Here is a 24,650-nt window from a genome sequence, read left to right as displayed (position 1 = left end):
AAATGTTGTGAAACAATAGTTAATGAATTGAAAATGTTTATTGATGGATAGTCAGATTTAAAATGAATTAGGAGTCAACTTTTGGCTCCCAAAAATGTTTTTCAAAATCGATAATTTGATTGTCAATTACTTTTATTCCTTCGTTTTCGAGTAATTGCTGCATCAAATTTGTTCCATCAAAATGATGCTTACCAGTTAGCAACCCTTTTCTATTGACTACACGATGAGCAGGAACATCTTCAATATTATGACTTGCGTTCATTGCCCAACCGACCATTCTTGCTGACCTGGTTGCGCCAAGTGCTTTAGCTATTGCTCCATAAGAAGTTACTTTTCCTTCGGGAATTTGGCGAACGATTTCGTAAACACGTTCAAAGAAATTATCGTTATTAGACTTCATTAAAATAATAATCTAAAACATTTAGTAATGTAATTATAGCAACTATTCCGGTTATAATTCCAATTATTGAATTCATATTTCTAATGAAATAATCTGTTTTAGTCTTTAATTTTTCAAAAAAAACAACATAGCAATAAAACACAGAAAATGACCCAATTACAACACCTGTTACCAAACTATAAATTGACAAATCATTAAACGTAAATAGTTTAAATGAGGCTAAAGTTACACTTACTAAAACATAATAGGGAATCGGGAAAAAATTTATTGCTGAAATCAACATTCCCATAAAAAAGCGACTTCTTTTACTTTTTAGTTGTATTTTTTTCTTGTTCAGAATTGGTTTAGGTTCTTTTGCAAAAAATAAAAAATAAATAGAAATAACAGTGAAAATTGCCAGTCCTATTTCTCGTAAAAGAATAACAACATCATTATGATTATTGATGTATTGAGCAAAAAGAACTGAAATATAGGTTTGAATAAAAATAACAATCAACGCGCCAAGAACAAAAACCATTGCTCTTTTTCTTCCATCGGTTACACTAACTTTTGCAGCTGTCATATTTATTAATCCAGGTGGAAAAATACCTATGATGGCTGAAATTAAACCGAAAAAGAATGATGTTATTATACTCATTGTATACTGAAATAGTATAATGCAGAGCGAAATTGGAATTACAATTTACATTTTACAATATACTTTTTAAACTATTTGATTTTAAAACGAATATACGTAATTGCTTTGTTAATTTCCAAATATTGATTTTCGTAAAATGTTTGGATTTCAGTTACTTCACTTGGCGAACCTTCGTTTTTATAAACATTATGATTTGCATACAAAACTTCATGACCTTCGCCATGCAATAATCCTAAGGTATAACCATGCATAAACTCGCTGTCCGTTTTCAGGTTAACAACACCTTCAGGCTTTAAAATTCTTTTGTACATTTTCAAAAAATCAGAATTGGTCATTCTGTGTTTTGTTCGTTTATATTTGATTTGAGGATCGGGAAAAGTTATCCAAATTTCAGAGATTTCATGTGATGAAAAAATATTTTCTATCAATTCTATTTGTGTTCTAACAAAACCAACATTGTTCATTCCTGTTTCAACCGCTGTTTTTGCTCCACGCCAAAATCGTGCACCTTTTACATCAATTCCAATATAATTCACATTAGGATTGCGCTGAGCTAAACCAATGGTATATTCGCCTTTTCCACATCCTAATTCAACAATAATTGGGTTATTATTTTTAAAAAAATCGGAATTCCATTTTCCTTTATATTTAAAAGTTCCGTTTACAACTTCTTCTCTCTTTGGTTGAAGTACATTTTCAAAAGTTTCGTTTTCTTTGAAACGCTTTAATTTATTCTTGCTTCCCACAAATTTAATTTTTTGGTAAAATTAAGGAAATATAAATTAGATGAAATCTTTTTTTCTTTGTCTAATTATTAAGTGTAACTTCACTACTTGAAAACGTATAAAAGAAATATCCTTGTTGCGCCGCTAAATTGGGGTTTAGGTCATGCTACTCGATGTATTCCAATTATACGAGAACTCGAAAAAAATAATTATATCCCAATAATTGCTTCTGATGGAAATGCTTTGGCTTTGCTAAAAAAAGAATTTCCTCATTTATTGCATTTAGAGTTACCTTCCTATAATATAGAATATGCTAAAAAAGCTGAAAATTTTAAATGGAAATTAATTAAAAATAGTCCAAAAACAATTGCTGCCATTCTTTCAGAAAAGAAAATAGTTAAAAAATGGTGCAAAGAATTTGGTCTTAGCGGAATAATTTCTGATAACCGTTTAGGTGTTTACAACAAAAAAGTTCCTAGCGTAATTATAACGCATCAACTTACTGTTTTATCTGGTAAAACTACTTGGATTTCAAGTAAACTGCATCAATTTTTTATTAAAAACTTCAAAGAATGTTGGGTTCCTGATTTTGATAAAAATATTAATTTCTCTGGAAAATTAGGACATTTAACTGATAGTGATTTAAATATTCATTACATCGGCACATTAAGTAGACTAGAAAAACAAGAACTTCCAATTAAATATGATTTAATGGTTTTGCTTTCTGGTCCTGAACCTCAACGAACTTTATTAGAAGAAAAACTTATAACCGAATTAAAAAATTACGAAGGAAAAGTAATTTTCATTAAAGGAATTGTTGAAAATGAACAAAAAACAGAACAAATAGACAATATCACTTTATGTAATTTCATGACTTCATCCGAATTGGAAATTGCAATTAATGAAAGTAAAAAAATTCTTTGTCGCTCGGGTTACACTACTATAATGGATTTAATTCAGTTGCAGAAGAAAGCCTTTTTTATTCCAACTCCTGGACAACCTGAACAAGAATATCTGGCTAAAAGAATGAAAAAAAGTGGAACTTTACCTTATTGTAAACAAGATGATTTCAAAATAGAAAAAATTCAGGAAATTGAACTTTACACAGGTTTTCCAAAAACTTTGGAATTTATAGATTGGAAAAAATTATTTGTCCTTTTCAAGAGTGAATGAAAACTCAGAACCTTTTTTGAACTCACTTTCAACATAAATTTTCTCGCCGTGAGCTTCAATTATATGTTTCACTATTGAAAGTCCTAAACCTGAACCACCAACACTTCTTGCTCCACTTTTGTCAACACGATAAAAACGTTCGAAAATTCTAGATAAATTTTGTTGCTCTATTCCTTCACCATTATCTCTGATTCTAACGATTATTTTGTTTTTCACTAAATCTTCAATGGTTACTTCGGTAGTTCCGTTTTCTTTACCATATTTGATAGAATTCATTACCAAATTTGTCAAAACTTGCTGTATTTTTTCTTTGTCTGCGTTTACATAAATTGCTTTGCTGTATTTTCTATCAAACATTAAGATGATATTTTTATGGTCGGCACTCATTTCGAGCATATCAAACACATTTTGAATTAATTCAACAATATCAAATTTAGTGTTATGAATACCTACATCGCCCATTTCGAGTTTAGAAATCATATCTAAATCTTCTACTATGTAAACTAGTCTTTCTACACCTTTTTCGGCACGTTCTAGATATTTTTTTCTAACTTTTTTATCATCCATTGCACCATCAAGCAAAGTAGAAAGATAGCCTTGAACGGTGAATAATGGTGTTTTTAATTCATGAGAAACATTTCCCATAAATTCTCTTCGATATTCTTCTTTTACCTTTAAAGATTCTATTTCCATCTTTTTATCAGTAGCAAACTTTTTCACTTGTTGAGTAAGTGTTGCCATATCAGTTGTAATTGGCTGATTTCTAAAAGAAGCTGATTCTAATAAAGTAACATCATCATATATTTTTTTTACACGACGATAAATAAATTTTTCAACGCGATATTGAATTACAAAGAAAGAAAAAATTGCCATTGACAATGCAAACAGCAAAGTAATTGAAATAGAAAATTTTTCAAAAAACCATAACAAAATTGTTATTATACTGGTTGAAAAGAGTGTAATATAAGTTGTAGAGATTAGTGCAAATCTGTATGTTTTTTTGAATTTTAAAGCCATTATGCTTCTAGTTTGTAACCAACTCCTTTTATGGTTTTAAACAAATCTTCATCTATTTTTTCTCTTAATTTTCGAATATGAACGTCTATAGTTCTTCCGCCTACTATAACTTCATTTCCCCAAACTTTATCTAGAATTTCTTCACGCTTGAATACTTTTCCTGGTTTAGAAGCTAATAAATAAAGAAGTTCAAACTCTTTTCGAGGTAAAATCATTTCTTCACCATTTTTTACAATTTTATATTCTTCTCGGTTAATTTCTAACCCAGCAACAAAAATGGTGTCAGAAATTTTTTCTTCTGATTTTAATCTGCGAAGTAATGCTTTTACTTTACTAACCAATAATTTTGGCTTAATAGGCTTTGTAATATAATCATCAGCTCCAGCTTCAAAACCTGCAACTTGGGAGTAATCTTCGCTTCTTGCGGTAAGGAAAGTAATAATAACATTGCTTAACTCTGGAATTCTTCTGATGTGTTCACAAGCTTCCATTCCATCCATTTCAGGCATCATTACGTCCATAATGATTAATTGTGGAATCGCTTTTTTAGCTTTACTAATGGCTTCTTTTCCGTCAGATGCCGTAATAACTTTGTATCCTTCTTGTTCAAGATTATAACCAACAATTTCTAGTATATCTTGCTCGTCATCAACTAATAAAATAGTAATGTCCTTTTTTTTCATAGTAATAACCTTTTCTTGGTTTCGATACAAAAGTAAAGATAATATAAAATTGTAATAAAATATATCCTTGAGTTAACCATTATTTAATCTGATAACAATTTGGTAATCTTTTCAAAACACAAATCTAATATGTAACTAACTTCTTCTTTACATTGAGGCAGTTCCTTTGCATCAAATTTATTAATAGAAAAAATGAAATTAAAATTTTTACTTATTACCTTGTTTTTTAGCGTTTTATCAATTGCGCAAACTAAAGGAACAGTAACAGGAGTTATCACTGATAAAGATTTACAAAACGAAACATTGCCTTTTGCAAATGTAGTAGTAAAAGGCACAAATATAGCTGTTTCTACTGATGTTGAAGGTAAATATTCTTTCACAATTGAAGCTGGAAATTATACTATTGAATTTAGCTTTTTAGGTTATGAAAGTGTTACAAAAACAGTTCAAGTTAAAGCTGGCGAAACAGTAACCTTAAATTTAGCTTTAGGCTCAGGAAGTTATACACTTCAAGATGTTGTAATTCAAAACAATACTAATAGAGCAAAAGAATCAGCATTATTATTAGACCAAAAAAATGCCGTAGAAATGAAACAAGCTATCGGAGCACAAGAACTTTCTAGAAAAGGTGTTAGCGATGTTGCAAATGCTGTTGTAAAAACTACAGGTATTACAAAACAAGAAGGTTCAGGTAATATTTTTGTTAGAGGTTTAGGCGATAGATACAATTCTACAACAATGAATGGTTTACCAATTCCATCAAACGATCCAGAAAAGAAAAACTTAAATCTTGAAATATTTTCTACAGATATATTAGAGTATGTTTCAATTGATAAAGTTTACAACAGTAAATTATACGGAGATTTTGCTGGTGGAAACGTTGATATCGTTTCTAAAGATTATAAAGGAAGCGGTTTCTTAAAATTTGAATTTGGTTCAAGTGTTAACACCAACGCAATTAATGATGATGATTTTTCATTATTAAAAGGGTACAATGGTTTTGGTTTTGATAACAGAGCAATTCCAAATAATGGATTAACTCAATACAATTTTAAATCATTACAACTTGAAAACACAAATCCTATCGCTGGAACTTTTGGAATTTCAGGCGGAAAATCATTTAATATTGGTGAAGAAGGAAAATTAAGTTTGTTTGCTACAGCTTCTTTTGGGAATAATTACAGCTCAAAAGCAGATGGAACTGCAAAAGGTGGTGTTAATGGAAATGCAAGTTTAATTAACAAAAACTTCGAAAAATATACTTCTATAAGTTTTAATACTAATACTACCGCGATGGTAAATTTAGGTTATAAAATTAATGCAGCTAACAAATTAGAATTTAATTCGGTTTTGATTAATACTTCATCATTATCAAAAGAGGAGTTTACAGGATATGTTGCCGACTTAGCAAATGATGGAAATGGTTTTATCAGAAGAAATAAATTTGAAAAAAACACACTTTTAATTAATCAATTATTAGGTGAACACAAGCTTTCAAAAAGAACAATAGCTAATTGGGGATTATCATACAACACTATTAAAGGTGATATGCCAGATAGAACTCAAAATACTTTAAACAAAAATGACAATGGTTACGTTATAAATTCTCAATCTGCTCCAAATAACCATAGATATTTTCAAAACTTAACTGAAAACGAAATGGCTGCTACTGCAAGTGTAGATTATAAATTTAAAAAAGTTGACGAAACTGAATATAAAGGTAAATTAACATTAGGTTATAACGGAAGATTTAAAACTAGAGATTTTGAAGCAACACAATTTAACTTTAAAGCTTTAAATGGTTTTACAAATACCGTTGTTGACCCAAATAATCTTGATGCTTTCTACAATCAAGAAAATTTTACAAATGGTTATTTTCAAGTTGCTACTTTCAGAGGAACAGCTGAAGTTCCAAATGCTTTAAAACCTCAAACTTATAATGGTGAACAAATAATTCAAGGTGGATTTTTAAACACTGAATACAAATTCAGCAAATTAACAGCTGTTTTAGGATTAAGAGGTGAATATATTTTCCAAAAAGTAAAATGGAATACACAACTTGACCCAACAGGCGGAAAAGATGAGTTTGATAAAATTGCTTTCTTGCCAAGTTTAACATTAAAATATGAGCTAACAGAAAAACAAAATTTGCGTTTTGGATTTAGCAAAACATATACATTACCACAATTTAAAGAAAGAGCTTTATTTGTTTATGAAGATGTAACTGAAGTTAAAGTAGGTAATCCAGATTTGTATGCTTCCGATGATTACAACTTTGATTTAAAATGGGAGTTCTTTCCTGAAAAAGAAGAAGTTATTTCTGTAACTGCTTTTGGAAAATACATTCAAAACCCAATGAACGAGGTAACAATTGCATCATCAACTAATGATATTTCATATATTAATACAGGAGATTTTGGATATGTAGCTGGAGGTGAATTTGAAGTTAGAAAATCGCTTTTAAACATTGATACTGAAAATTCAAAAAAATTAACTGCTGGTTTAAATGTTTCGTATTTATACACTCAGCAAGACTTAAGCACAAACAAAGTAATTAAAGAAACAGATTATAATGTAGCTTTCAACACCGATAGTGATAAATTTACTGGTGCTTCTGATTTATTATTAAATGGAGATATTTCTTTTTTAAACGAATGGAATAAAAAAGAAAGTAACTTAACCTCAACTTTATCTTATACCTATTTTTCAGATAGAGTTTATGCACTTGGAACAAACGACAGAGGAAATCTAGTTGACAAAGCATTTGGTTCATTAGACCTTATTTTAAAATCTAAATTGAATAAAAATTTCGGTCTTGGTTTAGTAGCAAAAAATCTTTTAGATCCAACTATTAATAGAGTTCAAGAAAACAAAAACGGTGATGTAAACGTTCTTTCCTATAAAAAAGGAATTAACCTGAGCTTAACCCTATCTTATCAATTCTAATTCAATAAAAATTAAAATAAAAAGCCACTTCAACAGTGGCTTTTTTATTAAAGATTAACTAACAAACTAAACATTCAGTTAATATTAAATTAGAGTTTTAATAAAGTAACAATGACTTTTAGTTAACTTCAAAAAAAAGGAATTAAACGAAATTTGCGATATCAAAATAACTCATAAATTATAAAAACACAATGAAAAAATCAATTGTAAAATTATTTGGAATTTTAGCTATTTCTGGTAGCTTATTTACTAGTTGTACATCTAGTGACGACGAAAGTTCTTCTTCTTCTTTTGTAGTAGACGCTAATAACTTCCAAGGAACAATAACCGACGGTGAAGTTGTATTGAATGCAAGCACTGTATATAAACTAACTGGTAAAATTCAAGTAAATGATGGAGCTACTTTAACAATTCCTGCAGGAACAGTAATTGAAGGTGTTGGTGGTACTTCTGCTTACATAGCAGTAGCTCAAGGTGGAAAAATATATGTAAATGGAACATCTACAAACCCAGTTGTATTTACTAGTGGTTTATCTACTAAAAACGCTGGAGATTGGGGTGGATTAGTTATTTGTGGAAGAGCACCAATTAATCGTGTAACTGGTGGTGCAAGTACTGCTCAATCAGAAGTTGCTGATTTAACTTATGGTGGTACAAATGCTAGTGACAGTTCTGGTTCTATCAGATATTTAAGAATTGAGTATGCTGGTGCAGCTTTCAATAGCGAAAAAGAATTCAATGGATTATCATTCTTTGGTGTTGGTTCAGGTACTGTTGTTGAATATGTTGAAGCTTTTCATGGTTCAGATGATGGATTTGAATTTTTCGGTGGAACAGTTAATACAACTGGTTTAATTTCTATTGGCAACGAAGATGACCAATTTGACTGGACAGAAGGATGGAGTGGAACAAACTCTAACTGGTATGGAAAATTAGACTTCGGTAAAGGAAATAGAGGTATTGAAGCTGATAACTTTGAATTCGGATTTGCAAATACTCCAATTGCTAACCCAACAATTACTAATATGACTTTAATTGGTCCAGGAAGTACTGCTGATGCAACAGTTTATCAAGAAAATGATGGCTTAAAATTAAGAAGAGGAACTAAAGGGATTTTTACAAACTTAGTATTAAGCAGCTGGAAAGCTGGATTTAATGTTGAGCATGATGAATGTATTGCTGCAGTAGCTGCAAATACACTAAAAGCCAATAACGTTAGTTTCACTGATGTTCCTACAAAATCTAAAGGAAAAGATACTGCAGGAAACACAGCAGATGTAAGTGCTATATTTACAGAAAGTGCTGCAACTGGTGCTGGAAACGGTGTTAGTATACCAACATGGGCAACTGGTTGGTCAGTAGGTTTCTAATGATTTAGAATAAAAAAATAAAAAAATCCTGAATAATAATAATTCAGGATTTTTTTTGGCATATTATTTGAAATATATTTTATACTTTTGTACTAACCATTTCTATGACATGACAAAAAAATACTTTTATATCACTTTATTTGTTCTTTTATTTTCTTTAGTGGGTTTTGCTCAAGAAAGTAAATCACAGTCTAATGATGCTTTAGGTTTTTATCCTAATCCAGTTAGCAATGGTAAAATTTACATTACTTCAAAAACTGCTCTCGAAAAAGAAATTTTAATTTTTGATGTGTTAGGGAAAAAAGTATTACAAACAACTACTTCTTCAAAAGAACTAAACATTAGCACAATTCCTCCAGGAGTTTACATCATAAAAATTAGTGAAGGTGATAGCACTGCCACTAGAAAACTAATTGTCAGATAGTTGTTTTTACAATTATTAACTTAAAATTAAACTAAATTTATCCTTTTTCTTTCATGAAAAAGGATTTTGTCATTATATTTGTACCCTAACTAAAAATGAAAAAAATGAAAAAAATCTACTTTTTATTATTTATGATTGCTCCAATGTTCATGATTGGACAAAACTTAGTGACAAATCCAACTTTTGCGGACGGTCTTAACGGATGGACTGCTGGACCAACAGCAAGTTATACTTTACCAAGTTTAATTACAAATGATGGACATAATGACACTAATTCCGCACAATATGTAGCAACTGCAACTACAGGTTTTTACCAAGAAATTCCAATTACTGGTGGTAATCAATTAGTAATTTCTTTTTGGTATAAAGCAAGTGGTGATAATACAGATGCAAGAATTTGGAGTAATTACAAAGATGCTGCTGATGCAATTGTTTATCAAGCTGCTGCTGCTACTGATGATCCATTAAGAAATAACAACGGTTACTTACCAACTGCTACTGTATGGACGCAACATTCTATAACAGTTACTTCTCCAGCTGAAGCTACTAAACTTGTATTGGCCGTAAGAGCTTATAACAATGGTACAGCTAGTTTTGATGATTTTTCTGTTACACAAGCTCCATTAAGCGTTTCTCAAAATGCAATTGCAGGTTTAAAAGTATATCCTAATCCAGTTTCTAACGGTAAATTATTTATCGAAACAGATGCTAATGCTGAAAGAATTGTAGCTATTTATGATTTATTAGGCAAAAATGTTCTAAACACAACAACATCTAATTCAGAAATTAATGTTGCTTCTTTAAATTCTGGTGTTTACATTGTAAAAATCACTGAAGAAGGAAACACCACTTCTAGAAAATTAATTATCAGATAATTATAATTCTATAATAATTTTAAAGCTCTAACGAAAGTTAGGGCTTTTTATTTTTAATTACTTTTGTCAAAAAAAATTAATTGATAAATACTCAAGATATATTTACTATAACTTCTCAAAAACAATTTGATAAATTGGCTTTGAAAATTTTTCGTTTTCAATATGAAAATAATAAAGTATATAGTGAATTTTGCAATTTTCTAAACGTAAATCCTCAAGAAGTAAAAACCGTTCAGCAAATTCCATTTTTACCAATTCAATTTTTTAAAAGTCATGAAGTAGTTTCATCAACTAATCCAATTCAAGAAACCTTTACAAGTAGTGGAACAACCGGAATGATTACGAGTAAACATTTAGTAACCGATATTTCGTTATACGAACAAAGTTTTAGAAATGCTTTCTCAGAGTTCTACGGAAACATTGAAGACTATGCGGTTTTAGCCTTGCTTCCATCCTATTTAGAACGCGATGGTTCGTCTTTGATTTATATGGTAAATGATTTAATTGAGCGTTCAAATAATCAACATTCTGGATTTTACCTGAACAATTATGATGAATTAATCGAAAAGCTAATTACTTTAGACCAATCTGGTCAAAATGTTCTATTAATTGGCGTAACTTATGCTTTGCTTGACTTAATTGAAAAACAAAAGTTTCAATTAAAAAACACTATTATCATGGAAACTGGCGGAATGAAAGGCAAACGAAAAGAAATTATCCGCGAAGAATTACATGCAATTTTATCCGAAGGTTTCGGAGTTAAAAACATACATTCAGAATATGGTATGACGGAACTATTATCTCAAGCTTATTCTTTTGGAAGTGGAATTTTTGAATGTCCAAATTGGATGCAAATATTAATTCGTGATACAGAAGATGCATTAAGTTATGTAGATTATGAGAAAACTGGCGGTATAAACGTTATTGATTTGGCTAATCTCAATTCGTGTTCCTTTATTGCAACTCAAGATTTAGGAAAAAAATACTCTAATAATTCTTTTGAAGTTCTTGGAAGATTTGATAATTCAGATATTCGCGGTTGTAATTTGATGGTATTGTAATAAAATTTAATTTTCTTCGTTATATAGTTTATGAATAACCTGAGATTTTTATTATTACTACTGCCAATTTTGTTTTTTGGGCAAAACAAATCCATTAAAATAAATATTGTTTCTGTTACTTCAATAGATTCAATACCTGAAGAACGAAAATTTACTATCAACTATTCAATAGAAAATACAACAGATAAAGAGATTTCTTTTTTTCTTGAACCTGAAAAACTTTTTCCTGCACATTCAAACGCAATGGGAACAGGTGTTTTTTATAAATTATTTCAAGAAAATGATGAACTAATAATAAATGGTGTTTTTACTAATAATAGAACTATAAAAAGTTTTAATCTTCCTGATTTTTCATCAATAAAAGACGAAAAAGAAAGAGAAAAAGCATTTAAAGAATTTTTTGAAGAAAGAATGAAGTCACAAAACGATTCAATCAAAAAAAATTCAATTAAGTCGTTGTTAAACTCTATTTATCACTTAAAACCTAAAGAAACTAAAATCTATTCAATCGTTTGGTATTGGGATAAAAAACGTTATTTCAAACGCGATGAATTTGAGTATTACTTAGATGAAAAAGGCACTTTCTATATTCAATTTTACTTGTTTTTGATGAAAGAACAATATGAGAACAAAATGACCAAAGAAGATTATGAATCACTTATGAAAATCCCAAATTTTATCAAAGGTGTTTATCAATCAGAAAAAGCAGAAATCAACTTTAGGGAATAAAAAACCAATCATTTCTGATTGGTTTTCTGTTTAAACTACTTTGATCAAGTAATAATTTTTCTTTCCTTTCTGTAACATCAAAAATTGATTATTGATTAAATCTTTTTCTGAAATTAAATAATCTGCAGCTACTTTTTCTTTATTTAATGAAATTGAATTTTGTTGTAATTCACGTCGTGCATCACTATTTGAAGCCAAAAAACTTGTTTTTGCAGAAAGAGCAGCAATCATATCCAAACCATTTTGAACATCTTCTTTAGAAACTTCAGCTTGCGGCACACCTTCAAAAACTTCTAAAAATGTTTTCTCATCCAGTTTTTTTAAATCATCCATTGTTGGACTAAAAAATGCATTTGATGCAAAAATTGCTTTTTCTAATTCTTCGCTTCCATGAACAAAAGATGTTACTTCAGCAGCCAAACGTTTTTGTAAAACTCTTAAATGTGGTGCAGTTTGATGTTCTGTAATTAATTCGTCAATTGTGTTTTTATCTAAAAAAGTAAAGATTTTGATGTATTTCTCTGCGTCAACATCAGTTGTATTCAACCAAAATTGATAAAATTTGTATACCGAAGTTTTATCAGCAGTCAACCAAACATTTCCTCCTTCAGATTTTCCGAATTTTGAACCATCTGCTTTAGTAATCAACGGACAAGTCATTGCAAAAGCTTTTGCGCCTTCACCATTCATTCTTCTGACTAATTCGGTTCCAGTTGTTATATTTCCCCATTGATCACTTCCACCCATTTGCAACAAACAATTGTGGGTTTTGTATAAATGGTGAAAATCGTATCCTTGAATTAATTGATAAGTGAACTCCGTAAAACTCATTCCTTCACCGATTTCGCCACTTAAACGTTTTTTTACCGAATCTTTTGCCATCATATAGTTAACTGTGATTCTTTTACCAACATCGCGAGCAAAATTGATAAATGAAAAATCTTTCATCCAATCGTAATTGTTAACTAAAATTGGAGCATTTGCCGAAGTAGAATTAAAATCTAAAAATCGTGAAAGAACTGCTTTTATTCCAGCTACATTTTTCTCAAGAGTTGCTTCATCCAAAAGATTTCGCTCATCTGATTTTCCAGATGGATCACCAATCATTCCAGTTGCACCACCAACTAAAGCAATAGGTTTATGCCCAAATTTCTCCAAATGAACCAACAAAATTATTGGAACCAAACTTCCAATATGCAACGAATCACTTGTTGGATCAAACCCAATATAAGTGGTTGTCATTTCTTTTAAAAGTTGTTCTTCGGTTCCAGGCATAATATCGTGAACCAATCCGCGCCATTGTAATTCTTCTACTAAATTTTTCATCTTAAAAAACAATTTGCGCAAAGATAGTTTTTAGATTTGGAATTTGGAATTTGAAAGTTGTAAATTAGCTTCATGGTTTTAGTTACTGGCGGAACAGGTTTGGTTGGTGCACATTTGTTACTTCATTTGGTTGAAAATGAAGAAAAAATTGTGGCTATCTACAGAAATGAAAAAACGATTGAAAAACCAAAAGCTCTTTTTAATCAATTTGAGAAAAAACATTTATTTTCTAAAATACAATGGATTGAGGCAGATATTTTAGATATTTCTTCTTTGGAAATTGCTTTTCAGAATATTGACTATGTTTATCATTGTGCTGCACAAATTTCGTTTGACCCAAATGATGAAAATTTACTTCGAAAAGTAAATATTGAAGGAACAGCCAACATTGTCAATTTTTGTATTGATAAAAAAGTAAAAAAACTTTGCCATGTTAGTTCTATTGCCGCTTTGGGAGATTTGAAAGAACACGAAACCACTTTAAATGAAACCAACGAATGGAATCCTGAAATTTCACATAGCGATTATGCCATTACAAAATATGGTGCTGAAATGGAAGTTTGGCGTGGACAACAAGAAGGATTAAAAGTAGTAATTGTTAATCCTGGAGTAATTTTTGGTTCATTGATTTGGAAAAATGGTAGCGGAGAATTTTTTACTAAAGTCAAAAATAAATTTCCATTTTACACAAATGGTTCAACAGGTTATGTTGGTGTTAATGATGTAGTAAAAATTATGATCTTGTTAATGAAAAGTGTTATAACCGGTGAAAGGTTTTCATTAGTTTCTGAAAATTTATCGTTTAAAGAAATCATTTTTTTGATTGCAAAAAAAATGAGTGCCAAAAAACCTTCTTTCGAAATAAAACCATGGATGACAGCAATTGCTTGGCGATTGGATTGGATTATTTCTAAATTTTTTAGAACGAAAAGAAAACTTTCTAAAGACACTGCCAGAACAATTCATTCAAAAGAAATTATTAGTAATAAAAAAATAAAAAATGCTTTGAATTATAATTTTCAAAGCATTGATTCTGTCATTGAACAAATTGTTTCAAAAAACTAATACACAGCTGGCGTATCGTTATTTTTATTATCATTTGGTGAAGTCAAATTGTCTTCTTTTTTTAGTTTTCCTTCCAAATTTTTATTTTCTTCATCTAATCTATCCTTCACTTTTTGATACATTTTTTTGTATTCAGCTACATCACTAGCATAATATTTATTGCTATTCAAAAACTGTAAACTATCAATTTTATATTTTTTATAAATGAATTTATTGATTTGTTCTGAAGTAATTCCTCCACCAATATTTTGCGTTTTAACAGCTTCAAGCAATGATATATCATACAAAATATCTACCATTTTGTCCTTTTCAATCAAATCACTTGGTTTTTCAACTGCAGTTTTTTGACAGCCAAAAGCAAGGACTATTATGCAAAATAAAAGTACTTTTTTCATAAAATTATTTTTATCGATTGAATAACAATCGCTTTCCAACTTTTAAATCTTTTACCTTAAAGTTTTGATAAACTAATTCTCCGTTTACAAAAGTATGTGTAATTCTGGACTTGAAATTATAGCCTTCAAACGGTGACCAACCACATTTTGCCAAAATATTTTCCTTTTTCACGTTCCAAGGCAAACCGGTGTTTACAATTGCCAAATCAGCAAAATAACCTTCTTTTATAAAGCCACGTTTTTCAATTTTGAAAATCTTTGCCGGATTATGACTCATTTTCTCTACAATTTTTTCAATAGAAATTTTGCCTTGATGATGTGCTTCAAACATGGCAACAACAGCATGCTGAACCAATGGTCCACCAGATGGAGCTTTTAAATAATCTTGACTTTTCTCTTCTAAAGTATGTGGTGCATGATCGGTTGCAATTACGTCTATTCTGTCGTCAAGCAACGCTTCCCAAAGTACTTTTCTATCATTTGCAGTTTTCACAGCTGGATTCCATTTGATAAAATTGCCTTTGGTTTTGTAATCTTCATCGCTAAACCAAAGATGATGAATACAAACTTCGGCTGTTATTTGCTTTTCTTCTAATGGAATTTTATTGGTGAATAATTCCATTTCTTTAGCAGTTGAAAGATGAAAAACATGCAATCTTGCTCCTGTTTTTTTAGCTAATTCTATAGCTTTTGAAGATGAAATATAGCAAGCTTCTTCGCTTCTAATTAATGGATGACATTCAACCGGAATGTTATCGCCATATTGTTTCTTATACTTTTCTAAATTGTTTTTAATTGTAGTTTCATCTTCGCAATGAACAGCAATAAGCATTTTTGTAGAAGAAAAAATCTTTTCTAATGTTTCAGTATTATCAACTAACATATTTCCAGTTGATGAGCCGAGAAACAATTTTATTCCTGCTACATTTTTAGGATTTGTTTTTAGAACTTCTTCAAGATTATCATTTGTTCCACCCATCATAAACGAATAATTAGCATATGATTTTTTGGAAGCAATTTGATATTTTTCTTCTAAAATTTCTTGAGTAACCGCATTCGGAACTGTGTTTGGTTGTTCAATAAACGATGTAATTCCACCAGCAACAGCAGCTTTACTTTCTGATTCGATATCGCCTTTATGGGTTAAACCTGGTTCGCGAAAATGAACTTGGTCATCAATTGCTCCGGGAATTAAATAGTTTCCTTCAGCATCTATAACTTTACAATTTGCTGATTTAGGTGAAATGGATTCGGAAATTTCAACTATATATTCATTTTCAATCAATACATCGCCTTCAAAAATTTCTCCTTCATTTACAATTTTAGCATTCTTAATTAACGTAGTATTCATTTCTTATAATCGATTAAAGAGCTTTCTGATTCTTAAACTTATTACTCCAAAAACGGCTTCTTTTATAATTGAACCGCTCATTTTGGATTGTCCTTTTGTTCTATCTGTAAAAATTACTGGAACTTCATGTATTTTAAAATTTCTTCCAAAAGCTCGATACTTCATTTCAATTTGAAAAGCATAACCAATAAATTTTATTCTATCTAATTTTAAGGTCTCAAGCACTTTTCGTCTGTAACACACAAAACCAGCTGTGGTATCCATTATTTTCATTCCAGTAATCATTCTAACATAAACTGAAGCAAAATAGGAAAGTAAAACACGACTTAATGGCCAATTAACCACGTTCACACCTTTTACATAACGTGAACCAATAGCTACATCAGCTCCATTTTCATTACATTCTTTGTATAATTTTTCTAAATCATTAGGATTGTGTGAAAAATCGGCATCCATTTCAAAGATAAAATCATATTCTCTTTTCAATGCCCATTTGAATCCATAAACATATGCTGTACCTAAACCTGATTTCTTTTCTCTTACTTCTAAAAATAATTTATCTGGAAATTCCTTTTGCAATTCTTTTACTTTTTCGGCTGTTTTGTCTGGTGAATTATCATCCACAACTAACAAATGAAAAACTTTATTAAGTGAAAATACCGCACGAATAATGCTTTCTATATTCTCAATTTCATTAAAAGTTGGAATAATAACAATGCCGCAAGTCATAAATTTGAATGGGTTTTATTAGGCAAAAATACTCTTTTTATTAAAGTAGCATCTTAATAAATTTATAATAAAGTTAGAAAATAAAAAATTAGTAGTTTTGCATCAATGTTAGAAGCTGTAATAAGTCCGAGAATAATTGAACCCAAAGATTGGGCAACACTTTTATTTGTCTTTTCTTTATTACTAATAGCCGTTACAAAAACTGCCTTTGAAACAAGATTTAGTGAATTTTTAAAAATTTTAGTTTCTGATAAATATATTAAAGTATATAAAGACAGTTCACATTTGATGAGTGGATTTACCATATTACTTTTTATTGTTCAAATTATATCTATTTCATTTTTTATTCAAATTACACTAGACCATTTTGGCTATTTATCTAAATATGATTGGATTAGCTTTTTAAGAATAGCAACTTTTTTTAGTGTTTTTGTACTTTCAAAATTCTTAATAGAGAAAATAATTGCCACTACTTTTAACTTTGAAGAATTGATAGAACAATTCAATCTGCAGAAAGTAAGTTATAGAACTTTCGTCAGTTTGTTCTTGTTGCCAATATCTATTTTCTTGTTTTATCACAAAAATTCTGCAGAATCGTTAATTTATTACGTAATAGTTATCGTTTTGTTAATTAATTTGGTTACATATCTGTTTTCTTTAAAGAATTATCAAAACTTAATTATTGGTAACTTCTTTTATTTTATTTTATATCTTTGCGCTCTTGAAATAGCGCCCTATTATTTCATATATTATTTGATTACAAAACTATAGAAACTACTATGTCAAATTTGAAAGTGAAAACAATTTTGGTTTCTCAACCAGAACCGAAAGTAGAAAATTCACCATATTTTGAATTGCAAAACAAACTCAAAGTAAAAGTAGATTTTCGTTCGTTTATACATGTTGAAGGAGTTAGCGCAAAAGATATTCGAGCTCAAAAAATTGACCTAAACAATTATAGCGCAATCATTCTAACGAGCAGAAATTCTGTAGACCATTTTTTTAGAGTTGCTGATGAAATGCGTTACAAAATACCAGAAGATTTAAAATATTTTTGTCAATCAGAAGCAGTTGCTTTCTATCTTCAGAAGTATGTTATTTATAGAAAGCGTAAAATATATGTTGGCCAAAAAGACTTTGCCGATTTGTCTCCATTAATCAAAAAATATAAAGACGAAAAGTTTTTATTGCCCGCTTCAGACCAGTTAAATTTTGATGTTCCACAGACATTAAACAATTTAAAAGTTGATTGGACACAAGCAACTTTTTACAAAACTGTAATGAGTGATTTATCTGATTTAGCAGATGTTTATTATGACGTATTGGCTTTTTTCAGTCCAACAGGAATAAAATCGCTTTTTAAAAATTTCCCTGATTTTAAGCAAAATAATACTCGCATCGCTGTTTTTGGAAGTACTACACAAAAAGAAGCATTAGATCATGGCTTACGCATTGATATTCTTGCACCAACACCAGAAACGCCAAGTATGACAATGGCTTTGGAAAAGTATATTAACGAAGTTAACAAAGTAAAATAAATAAAAAATGTCCCAAATTCGGGACATTTTCTTTTGGTTAGGTTGGTTATTCAAATTTTATAATTGAGGTCCAGCTTTTACTAAGTTTTGCCCTTTTGAATTATCTGTATATTGTTCAAAATTCTTTATGAATTTTGACGCCAAATCAATTGCTTTAGATTCCCAATCATTTTTATTTTCATAAGTATCTCTAGGATCTAAAATTGCAGAGTTCACATCATGCAAATGAATCGGAACTTCAAAATTAAATACAGGAATAGTTTTAGTTTCAACATTTTCAATTGAACCATCAAGAATTGCATCTATAATTGCTCTAGTATCTTTGATAGAAATACGTTTTCCTGTTCCATTCCATCCAGTATTAACCATATAAGCTTTTGCGTTATGTGTTTCCATTTTCTTAACTAACTCTTCTCCATATTTTGTTGGATGTAGTGTTAAAAATGCTTTTCCAAAACAAGCTGAAAATGTTGGTTGTGGTTCAGTAACTCCGCGTTCAGTTCCAGCTAGCTTTGCAGTAAATCCTGAAAGGAAATAATATTGAGTTTGTTCTGGAGTAAGTTTTGAAACGGGTGGCATCACTGCAAAAGCATCAGCTGTTAAAAAGATTACTTTCGTTGCATGACCTGCTTTTGAAATTGGTTTAACAATATTATGAATATGATAAATTGGATAAGAAACTCTGGTATTCTGAGTTACGCTTCCGTCTTTAAAGTCAATGGTTCCATCATCAGCGACTGTGACATTTTCAAGCAATGCATCTTTAGTAATTGCTCCATAAATATCAGGTTCGTTTTCTTTACTTAAATCGATTGTTTTTGCATAACATCCGCCTTCAAAGTTGAAAACTCCTTCGTCATCCCAACCATGTTCATCGTCACCAATTAATTCACGTTTTGGATCAGTTGACAAAGTAGTTTTTCCTGTTCCTGATAATCCAAAAAAGACAGCAACATCACCATCTTTTCCTTTATTTGCTGAACAGTGCATCGATGCAATTCCTTGTAATGGCAAATAGTAATTCATCATGGCAAACATTCCTTTCTTCATTTCGCCACCATACCAAGTTCCACCAATAATTTGAATTTTCTCGGTTAAATTAAATGCTATGTAAACTTCTGAATTTAAATTGTGTGCCGCATAATCTTTAAAACTTGTTTTTGAAGCATTCATTACCACAAAATCAGGTTCTCCAAAATTATCCAATTCATCTTCTGTAGGTCGGATGAACATATTTTTTACAAAATGGGCTTGCCAAGCAACTTCCATAATAAAGCGAACTTTTAATCGGGTATTTTCATTAGCTCCACAAAAAGCATCAACTACATATAACTTTTTATTTGAAAGTTGATTAATTGTAGTTTCTTTTAAAGCATCCCAAGTTTCTTGTGAAATAGGTTTGTTATCATTGGCAGCTTTATCAGAATTCCACCAAATCGAATCTTCAGTAATTGCATCTTTAACAAAATACTTATCCTTTGGCGAACGACCTGTAAACTCTCCTGTCATTACATTTACTGCTCCAAGTTCTGTTAATTGACCTTTTTCAAAACCTGTTAATCTTGACGAAAGTTCTTCATTGTAAAGATGAGAGTAAGAAGGATTGTGGATAATTTCAAAGGTATTTTTGATACCATATTTTTCTAACGAAATCGATTTCGTAATTTGAGCGTAGTTCTCCATTGAAATTTAGTTTGTGTTGAAATATTTTTAGGCTACAAAGTTAAAAATTAATTATTACAACGTTGTAGTTAAGTAAAAATTAATTTTTTTTCTTGATGAAGTTCAAGAAATAATAACTCCAACCAACAATTAAAAATAGCCCGCCAATTGGTGTAATTGGGCCTAAAAACTTTAACTCTAACCCTAATAATTCTCCAGTAGCAAGCAAATAAATTGATCCCGAAAAAAATAAAACCCCAAAAGAAATAGAGTAAAATATTATCTTTTTATACTTCTCATTGAAAGTAATTTGCAAGCCTAAAAAGAGTAAAAACAAGGCATGATACATTTGATATTTTACACCTGTTTCAAAGGTTGCTAATTGTTCTATTGATAATTTTTCTTTTAAAGCATGTGCTCCAAATGCACCCAAAATAATTGCAGTAACTCCAAAAAAAGATGCAATTCGGTTGATTTTTGTATTAATTGATGACATATAAAAATACTTTTCTGCAAATTTATTCGTTATTAGTTGAAATTCATTTTACAATTAGTATTTATTTATAAAAAAACACAACCTAAGTTTTATATTTGCACTCTAATTTATTTTTATGAAAAAGATATTTATAATTGTTTGTTTTAGTTTTCTTTTATCTTCTTACTCAGACAACAATTCTGCACAAATAAAATCAGGAGAAAAACTAGTTTATGCTGGTTCCTATAACATGAGTGGTTTAATGACTCAGATTGCTCAAGTAACTATGTCAACAGAAAATGTAACTACTTCAAAAAACAATTATCTACATCTTTCTTGTGAATTGTCAACCTATACCAAATGGGATTCTTTCTTTAAAATCAGAGATATTTATGAGTCCTATGTAAATCCAGCAACACTAAAACCAAGTTTATATAAAAGGAGCATTGATGAAGGTGGATATACTAAAAAAGAAAAATATACTTTTAAAGGAAATAATGTAAAAAGTACGGTAAACAAAAAAAACCAACCTGAAAGCCAAAAAACATTTACCATTGGCGCCAATACACAAGACGTAATTTCTCTTTTATACAAAGTTAGAACAATAGATTTTTCTAAATTTAAAGCAGGTCAAACTCAATCAATGATGATAGTTTTTGATGAAACAGAAATTCCAGTTACCTTGAAATTTATGGGTAAAGAAACTGTAAACGCAGGTAATCTTGGTAAAAAAGAATGCTACAAAATATCTATTGGTGCTAAAACCGATGCGTTAAGAGGAAAAGATAAAAACTTAATTTGGCTAACGGCTGATGCCAAAAAGATTCCAGCATTTTTACAATTTAGCATTCCTGTTGGAACTGGACAGTTAGCTTTAACCTCAGCAACCGGAATTTAATCATGAAAAAAATATTTTTAATATTAGCAATACTGTTTTTGGTTCTTTCCATAGCTTTTACAATTCTCCCAATGGGAACAATTGCCTTTTTACCAATAGGTTTAGCTTTAATTTTTAGTCTGTTATTACTTAAAAAATCAGAGGAAAATAAAAGAAGATTACCTAATTGGTTATTGACTTTAAGTGCAATTTGTTCATTTATTGTTTTGCTAAAAGTAGTTTTCATAAAAGACAAAGTAGAAGTTGACCAAAAGTTTGAACAGCAAAAAGTTGAAACCAAACAAGAAGCTAAAAAAGAATTGGAAGAACTCGAAAACGAATTAGAATAAACACCAAAGCACTCACTTTTTCAGGAGTGCTTTTTTGTTTTAATGATTTAATCCCAATTTCATACATTTGCCTCAACAACAAATCTTGGAATGAGAAATATACTAATCATAGGTGCCGGACGTTCAGCATCATCACTAATAAAATATCTTTTAAATAAATCTGTAGAAGAAAATCTCCTAATAACAATTGGTGATTTATCATTAGAATTAGCACAAAAGAAGACCAACAATCATCCAAATGCCAAGGCTATTGCTTTAGACATTAACAACACTTCTCAGCGACAAGAGGAAATTCAAAAAGCAGATATTGTTATTTCGATGTTGCCTGCGCATATGCATATTGAAGTCGCAAAAGACTGTGTGACTTTCAAGAAAAATATGGTTACCGCTTCCTATATTTCTGATGCCATGCAAGCTTTGGATGCCGAAGTAAAAGCAAACAATTTAGTCTTTATGAACGAAATTGGTTTGGATCCAGGAATTGACCACATGAGTGCAATGAAAGTGATTGATGAAATCAGAGCCAAAGGTGGAAAAATGTTATTATTCGAATCATTTTGTGGTGGATTGGTTGCTCCAGAAAGCGACACAAATCTTTGGAATTACAAATTTACTTGGGCACCACGAAATGTAGTTTTAGCAGGTCAAGGTGGAGCAGCAAAATTTATTCAGGAAGGAAAATACAAATACATTCCATACCATAAATTATTCCGTAGAACCGAATTTCTTCATGTTGAAGGTTACGGAAAATTTGAAGGTTATGGCAACAGAGATTCTTTAAAATACAGAAGTGTTTATGGATTAGACGATATTCTAACCTTATATCGTGGTACGATTCGTCGTGTTGGCTTTTCGAAAGCCTGGAATATGTTTGTACAACTTGGTATGACTGATGATACTTATGTGATGGAAAATTCAGAAAACATGAGTTATCGTGATTTCATCAATTCGTTTTTACCTTATCATCCAACAGATTCTGTAGAAATTAAAACCCGTATGCAACTTGGCATCGAGCAAGATGACATTATGTGGGAGAAATTATTAGAGTTGGATTTATTTAATGCTACCAAAATTATTGGTTTAAAAAATGCTACTCCTGCACAAATGCTTGAAAAAATTCTAACCGAAAGCTGGTCTTTAGAACCTAATGATAAAGACATGATTGTAATGTATCACAAGTTTGGCTACGAACTAAATGGCAAACAAGAACAAATAGACTCTAAAATGGTGTGTATTGGCGATGACCAAACCTATACCGCCATGGCAAAAACAGTTGGGTTACCTGTAGCAATGGCTGCTTTGCAAATATTGAATGGAAAAATTAAAACGCCTGGTGTGCAACTTCCAATTAAAAAAGAAGTATATGAACCTATTCTTAACGAACTGGAAGAATTTGGCGTTATTTTTAATGAAATCGAAATGCCTTATATTGGATACAATCCTGATAAATTGATGGGAAATTAATTTAAAAGAAATACACTTTATAAACCGAAATCTTAACCGATTTCGGTTTTTTTGTTTAAAAATAGTAACTAAATTGCTATTTTTGCTTTCAAATAACAAAATATGAAAATCAATCAGCTACAAATAGAAATTGATGGTATTGATAAAGAAATTCTTCGTGACTTGATGGAAGATGCACGTAAACCCATTCTTCAAATTGCCAATAAAATTGGGATTTCTGGTGCTGCCATTCATCAACGACTAAGAAAACTGGAAGATGCTGGTGTTATTGCGGGTTCCAAATTCATTATTGACAATAAAGTTTTGGGTTATAAAACGATGGCTTTCATTGGTATTTATCTTGATAAAGCTTCTAGCAATGCTGATGCCGTTAGAGAATTAAAGAAAATTCCAGAAGTACTAGAATGTCATTATACTACGGGAAACTGGAGTATTCTTATCAAAATCATTTGTAGAGATAACGAACATTTGATGCAATTACTCAACAAAAAAATCCAACCTATTGATGGTGTTTCCAGAACTGAAACTTTTATTTCTTTGGAACAACAAATCGAAAGACAAATTCAAGTGTAGAACTTAAAAAGAATAAAAAAACCGCAACAATTAGTTGCGGTTTTATTTTAATTATTTTTCTTAATCTCTTCTTCCAAAAACTTGTAATGCCCAATACAGCATTGAAGCTACTGCTCCAATTGCAGCAACGACATACGTTCTGGCTGCCCATTTCAAGGCATCTTCGGCACCTGAATATTCTTGCTGACTCAACATATTTTTATTTTTCAACCAAGCTAAAGCTCTATTACTTGCATCATATTCTACAGGCAAAGTAATCAATGAAAAAACAGTTGCAAAAGCCATTAAAATTAAACCAATAACTGCAATGATGTAACCAAATGAAAAACCTTTACTGGCAATTCCTAATATCAATCCACCCATAATTAACCATTGTGATAAAGTGGATGAAACATTTACAATTGGCACTAATTGCGAACGCAATTGCAACATATTATATGCCGTAGCATGTTGCACCGCATGACCACATTCGTGAGCGGCAACGGCCGCTGCAGCAGCATTTCTTTGGTTGTAAACCGCTTCACTCAAATTTACTGTTTTATCCGCTGGGTTGTAATGGTCTGTTAATCTTCCTGGCGTTGAAATTACTTTAACATCATAAATTCCGTTGTCGGCTAGCATTTTTTCGGCAATCTCTGCACCACTCATTCCATTACGCAGATGTACTTTTGAATATTCTTCAAACTTGCTTTTTAATTTTGAACTTACTGCCCAACTCACTAAAGCAATTAATCCCAAGAGTATATAATATCCTATCATTTTTTGTTTTTTTTAATTGTTTTAAATTTACAAAAAATACAGCAAA

26 protein-coding genes are annotated in these 24,650 nt (G+C 30.4%); 14 read left to right on the top strand and 12 right to left on the bottom strand.

Annotation, left to right across the window (positions count from 1 at the left end; all coding sequences use genetic code 11):
* Nucleotides 1-67: 67 nt before the first annotated feature.
* The 3 genes from RN605_RS11465 to trmB all read right to left on the bottom strand — a co-directional run bounded on the left by RN605_RS11465 (nt 68) and on the right by trmB (nt 1,783).
* Nucleotides 68-400 carry an MGMT family protein gene (locus RN605_RS11465; protein ID WP_313324918.1) on the bottom strand — a complete coding sequence of 111 codons (333 nt, stop codon included), beginning with the start codon at nt 398-400 and terminating at the stop codon, nt 68-70.
* A complete protein-coding gene (locus RN605_RS11460; RefSeq protein ID WP_313324916.1) occupies nt 390-1,037 on the bottom strand; it encodes a LysE family translocator in 648 nt (215 codons plus the stop codon). Before RN605_RS11460 ends, RN605_RS11465 begins: the two co-directional genes overlap by 11 nt.
* 71 nt (nt 1,038-1,108) lie before the next feature.
* On the bottom strand, nt 1,109-1,783 hold the full coding sequence (gene trmB / locus RN605_RS11455; protein WP_313324915.1) for a tRNA (guanosine(46)-N7)-methyltransferase TrmB: 675 nt from the start codon (nt 1,781-1,783) through the stop codon (nt 1,109-1,111).
* A gap of 87 nt (nt 1,784-1,870) precedes the next feature.
* On the opposite strand from trmB, the gene RN605_RS11450 reads away from it, so the two are divergent.
* A complete protein-coding gene (locus RN605_RS11450) occupies nt 1,871-2,935 on the top strand; it encodes a glycosyltransferase (protein WP_313324914.1) in 1,065 nt (354 codons plus the stop codon).
* Here RN605_RS11450 and RN605_RS11445 read toward each other — a convergent pair.
* Together RN605_RS11445 and RN605_RS11440 are read right to left on the bottom strand one after the other, a co-directional pair.
* Complete coding sequence (locus RN605_RS11445; RefSeq protein ID WP_313324913.1) at nt 2,909-3,952, bottom strand: sensor histidine kinase; 1,044 nt, start codon at nt 3,950-3,952, stop codon at nt 2,909-2,911. The genes RN605_RS11450 and RN605_RS11445 overlap by 27 nt on opposite strands.
* Nucleotides 3,952-4,635: a response regulator transcription factor gene (locus RN605_RS11440; protein WP_313324912.1), complete on the bottom strand. Its 684-nt coding sequence runs from the start codon at nt 4,633-4,635 to the stop codon at nt 3,952-3,954. Before RN605_RS11440 ends, RN605_RS11445 begins: the two co-directional genes overlap by 1 nt.
* A gap of 192 nt (nt 4,636-4,827) precedes the next feature.
* Here RN605_RS11440 and RN605_RS11435 point away from each other — a divergent pair, with 192 nt between their 5' ends.
* The 6 genes from RN605_RS11435 to RN605_RS11410 all read left to right on the top strand — a co-directional run bounded on the left by RN605_RS11435 (nt 4,828) and on the right by RN605_RS11410 (nt 12,040).
* The gene (locus tag RN605_RS11435) at nt 4,828-7,581 is read left to right on the top strand and encodes a TonB-dependent receptor (RefSeq protein WP_313324911.1); all 2,754 of its coding nucleotides are present in this window, start codon (nt 4,828-4,830) and stop codon (nt 7,579-7,581) included.
* Nucleotides 7,582-7,772: 191 nt separating this feature from the next.
* Entirely contained in the window at nt 7,773-8,951 is a 1,179-nt protein-coding gene (locus RN605_RS11430) for a hypothetical protein (protein WP_313324910.1), read from the top strand.
* 109 nt (nt 8,952-9,060) lie between these two features.
* Complete coding sequence (locus RN605_RS11425; protein ID WP_313324909.1) at nt 9,061-9,375, top strand: T9SS type A sorting domain-containing protein; 315 nt, start codon at nt 9,061-9,063, stop codon at nt 9,373-9,375.
* A 104-nt stretch (nt 9,376-9,479) separates the two neighbouring features.
* Nucleotides 9,480-10,250, top strand: coding sequence for a T9SS type A sorting domain-containing protein (locus RN605_RS11420; protein ID WP_313324908.1), 771 nt, complete (start codon nt 9,480-9,482; stop codon nt 10,248-10,250).
* Nucleotides 10,251-10,330: 80 nt separating this feature from the next.
* Nucleotides 10,331-11,311, top strand: a complete 981-nt coding sequence (locus RN605_RS11415; RefSeq protein WP_313324906.1) for a LuxE/PaaK family acyltransferase — start codon at nt 10,331-10,333, stop codon at nt 11,309-11,311.
* Between the two features lie 30 nt (nt 11,312-11,341).
* Nucleotides 11,342-12,040: a hypothetical protein gene (locus RN605_RS11410; RefSeq protein WP_313324905.1), complete on the top strand. Its 699-nt coding sequence runs from the start codon at nt 11,342-11,344 to the stop codon at nt 12,038-12,040.
* A 30-nt stretch (nt 12,041-12,070) separates the two neighbouring features.
* Here the strand turns inward: RN605_RS11410 and tyrS are convergent, their stop codons facing one another.
* Nucleotides 12,071-13,366 (bottom strand): tyrosine--tRNA ligase, encoded by a 1,296-nt coding sequence (gene tyrS / locus RN605_RS11405; protein WP_313324904.1) that lies wholly within the window; start codon nt 13,364-13,366, stop codon nt 12,071-12,073.
* A 72-nt stretch (nt 13,367-13,438) separates the two neighbouring features.
* Here tyrS and RN605_RS11400 point away from each other — a divergent pair, with 72 nt between their 5' ends.
* Complete coding sequence (locus RN605_RS11400) at nt 13,439-14,431, top strand: NAD-dependent epimerase/dehydratase family protein (RefSeq protein ID WP_313324903.1); 993 nt, start codon at nt 13,439-13,441, stop codon at nt 14,429-14,431.
* On the opposite strand, the gene RN605_RS11395 is transcribed toward RN605_RS11400, so the two are convergent.
* The 3 genes from RN605_RS11395 to RN605_RS11385 are packed head-to-tail and all read right to left on the bottom strand — an operon-like array spanning nt 14,428 to nt 16,906.
* Entirely contained in the window at nt 14,428-14,826 is a 399-nt protein-coding gene (locus tag RN605_RS11395; protein WP_313324902.1) for a DUF4296 domain-containing protein, read from the bottom strand. The genes RN605_RS11400 and RN605_RS11395 overlap by 4 nt on opposite strands.
* A gap of 10 nt (nt 14,827-14,836) precedes the next feature.
* Nucleotides 14,837-16,177: a dihydroorotase gene (locus RN605_RS11390; RefSeq protein WP_313324901.1), complete on the bottom strand. Its 1,341-nt coding sequence runs from the start codon at nt 16,175-16,177 to the stop codon at nt 14,837-14,839.
* Nucleotides 16,178-16,180: 3 nt separating this feature from the next.
* The gene (locus RN605_RS11385; protein WP_313324900.1) at nt 16,181-16,906 is read right to left on the bottom strand and encodes a polyprenol monophosphomannose synthase; all 726 of its coding nucleotides are present in this window, start codon (nt 16,904-16,906) and stop codon (nt 16,181-16,183) included.
* A gap of 105 nt (nt 16,907-17,011) precedes the next feature.
* On the opposite strand from RN605_RS11385, the gene RN605_RS11380 reads away from it, so the two are divergent.
* A complete protein-coding gene (locus RN605_RS11380; RefSeq protein WP_313324897.1) occupies nt 17,012-17,677 on the top strand; it encodes a DUF4271 domain-containing protein in 666 nt (221 codons plus the stop codon).
* 17 nt (nt 17,678-17,694) lie between these two features.
* Complete coding sequence (locus tag RN605_RS11375) at nt 17,695-18,444, top strand: uroporphyrinogen-III synthase (protein WP_313325839.1); 750 nt, start codon at nt 17,695-17,697, stop codon at nt 18,442-18,444.
* Between the two features lie 57 nt (nt 18,445-18,501).
* Here RN605_RS11375 and pckA read toward each other — a convergent pair whose 3' ends face one another.
* A complete protein-coding gene (gene pckA / locus RN605_RS11370; RefSeq protein WP_313324896.1) occupies nt 18,502-20,127 on the bottom strand; it encodes a phosphoenolpyruvate carboxykinase (ATP) in 1,626 nt (541 codons plus the stop codon).
* 79 nt (nt 20,128-20,206) lie between these two features.
* Entirely contained in the window at nt 20,207-20,593 is a 387-nt protein-coding gene (locus tag RN605_RS11365; protein WP_394853511.1) for a DUF423 domain-containing protein, read from the bottom strand.
* A gap of 124 nt (nt 20,594-20,717) precedes the next feature.
* Here RN605_RS11365 and RN605_RS11360 point away from each other — a divergent pair, with 124 nt between their 5' ends.
* From RN605_RS11360 to RN605_RS11345, 4 genes are all read left to right on the top strand, one after another.
* Nucleotides 20,718-21,479, top strand: a complete 762-nt coding sequence (locus RN605_RS11360) for a DUF3108 domain-containing protein (RefSeq protein ID WP_313324893.1) — start codon at nt 20,718-20,720, stop codon at nt 21,477-21,479.
* A 2-nt stretch (nt 21,480-21,481) separates the two neighbouring features.
* Nucleotides 21,482-21,808 carry a hypothetical protein gene (locus RN605_RS11355; RefSeq protein ID WP_313324892.1) on the top strand — a complete coding sequence of 109 codons (327 nt, stop codon included), beginning with the start codon at nt 21,482-21,484 and terminating at the stop codon, nt 21,806-21,808.
* Nucleotides 21,809-21,898: 90 nt separating this feature from the next.
* Nucleotides 21,899-23,272 (top strand): saccharopine dehydrogenase family protein, encoded by a 1,374-nt coding sequence (locus RN605_RS11350; protein WP_313324891.1) that lies wholly within the window; start codon nt 21,899-21,901, stop codon nt 23,270-23,272.
* 102 nt (nt 23,273-23,374) lie between these two features.
* Nucleotides 23,375-23,845, top strand: a complete 471-nt coding sequence (locus tag RN605_RS11345; RefSeq protein ID WP_313324890.1) for an Lrp/AsnC family transcriptional regulator — start codon at nt 23,375-23,377, stop codon at nt 23,843-23,845.
* A 60-nt stretch (nt 23,846-23,905) separates the two neighbouring features.
* Here the strand turns inward: RN605_RS11345 and RN605_RS11340 are convergent, their stop codons facing one another.
* The gene (locus RN605_RS11340) at nt 23,906-24,604 is read right to left on the bottom strand and encodes a zinc metallopeptidase (RefSeq protein ID WP_313324889.1); all 699 of its coding nucleotides are present in this window, start codon (nt 24,602-24,604) and stop codon (nt 23,906-23,908) included.
* Nucleotides 24,605-24,650 lie beyond the last annotated feature (46 nt).

The sequence above is a fragment of the Flavobacterium sp. PMTSA4 genome (assembly GCF_032098525.1).
Lineage (GTDB): Bacteria > Bacteroidota > Bacteroidia > Flavobacteriales > Flavobacteriaceae > Flavobacterium > Flavobacterium capsici.
Note: the sequence above shows the minus strand (reverse complement) of the source record. Positions and strands in the feature narration are given on the sequence as shown.

Bases quoted from the DNA above. Each gene is read 5' to 3' on its own strand.
- RN605_RS11345 (WP_313324890.1), top strand. From the start codon at position 23,375: ATGAAAATCAATCAGCTACAAATAGAAATTGATGGTATTGATAAAGAA.
- RN605_RS11420 (WP_313324908.1), top strand. From the start codon at position 9,480: ATGAAAAAAATCTACTTTTTATTATTTATGATTGCTCCAATGTTCATG.
- RN605_RS11410 (WP_313324905.1), top strand. From the start codon at position 11,342: ATGAATAACCTGAGATTTTTATTATTACTACTGCCAATTTTGTTTTTT.
- RN605_RS11425 (WP_313324909.1), top strand. From the start codon at position 9,061: ATGACAAAAAAATACTTTTATATCACTTTATTTGTTCTTTTATTTTCT.
- RN605_RS11400 (WP_313324903.1), top strand. From the start codon at position 13,439: ATGGTTTTAGTTACTGGCGGAACAGGTTTGGTTGGTGCACATTTGTTA.
- RN605_RS11465 (WP_313324918.1), bottom strand. From the start codon at position 400: ATGAAGTCTAATAACGATAATTTCTTTGAACGTGTTTACGAAATCGTT.
- RN605_RS11445 (WP_313324913.1), bottom strand. From the start codon at position 3,952: ATGGCTTTAAAATTCAAAAAAACATACAGATTTGCACTAATCTCTACA.
- pckA (WP_313324896.1), bottom strand. From the start codon at position 20,127: ATGGAGAACTACGCTCAAATTACGAAATCGATTTCGTTAGAAAAATAT.
- RN605_RS11355 (WP_313324892.1), top strand. From the start codon at position 21,482: ATGAAAAAAATATTTTTAATATTAGCAATACTGTTTTTGGTTCTTTCC.
- RN605_RS11430 (WP_313324910.1), top strand. From the start codon at position 7,773: ATGAAAAAATCAATTGTAAAATTATTTGGAATTTTAGCTATTTCTGGT.
- RN605_RS11380 (WP_313324897.1), top strand. From the start codon at position 17,012: ATGTTAGAAGCTGTAATAAGTCCGAGAATAATTGAACCCAAAGATTGG.
- RN605_RS11340 (WP_313324889.1), bottom strand. From the start codon at position 24,604: ATGATAGGATATTATATACTCTTGGGATTAATTGCTTTAGTGAGTTGG.
- RN605_RS11435 (WP_313324911.1), top strand. From the start codon at position 4,828: ATGAAATTAAAATTTTTACTTATTACCTTGTTTTTTAGCGTTTTATCA.
- RN605_RS11395 (WP_313324902.1), bottom strand. From the start codon at position 14,826: ATGAAAAAAGTACTTTTATTTTGCATAATAGTCCTTGCTTTTGGCTGT.
- RN605_RS11360 (WP_313324893.1), top strand. From the start codon at position 20,718: ATGAAAAAGATATTTATAATTGTTTGTTTTAGTTTTCTTTTATCTTCT.
- RN605_RS11385 (WP_313324900.1), bottom strand. From the start codon at position 16,906: ATGACTTGCGGCATTGTTATTATTCCAACTTTTAATGAAATTGAGAAT.
- RN605_RS11390 (WP_313324901.1), bottom strand. From the start codon at position 16,177: ATGAATACTACGTTAATTAAGAATGCTAAAATTGTAAATGAAGGAGAA.
- tyrS (WP_313324904.1), bottom strand. From the start codon at position 13,366: ATGAAAAATTTAGTAGAAGAATTACAATGGCGCGGATTGGTTCACGAT.
- RN605_RS11350 (WP_313324891.1), top strand. From the start codon at position 21,899: ATGAGAAATATACTAATCATAGGTGCCGGACGTTCAGCATCATCACTA.
- RN605_RS11440 (WP_313324912.1), bottom strand. From the start codon at position 4,635: ATGAAAAAAAAGGACATTACTATTTTATTAGTTGATGACGAGCAAGAT.
- RN605_RS11460 (WP_313324916.1), bottom strand. From the start codon at position 1,037: ATGAGTATAATAACATCATTCTTTTTCGGTTTAATTTCAGCCATCATA.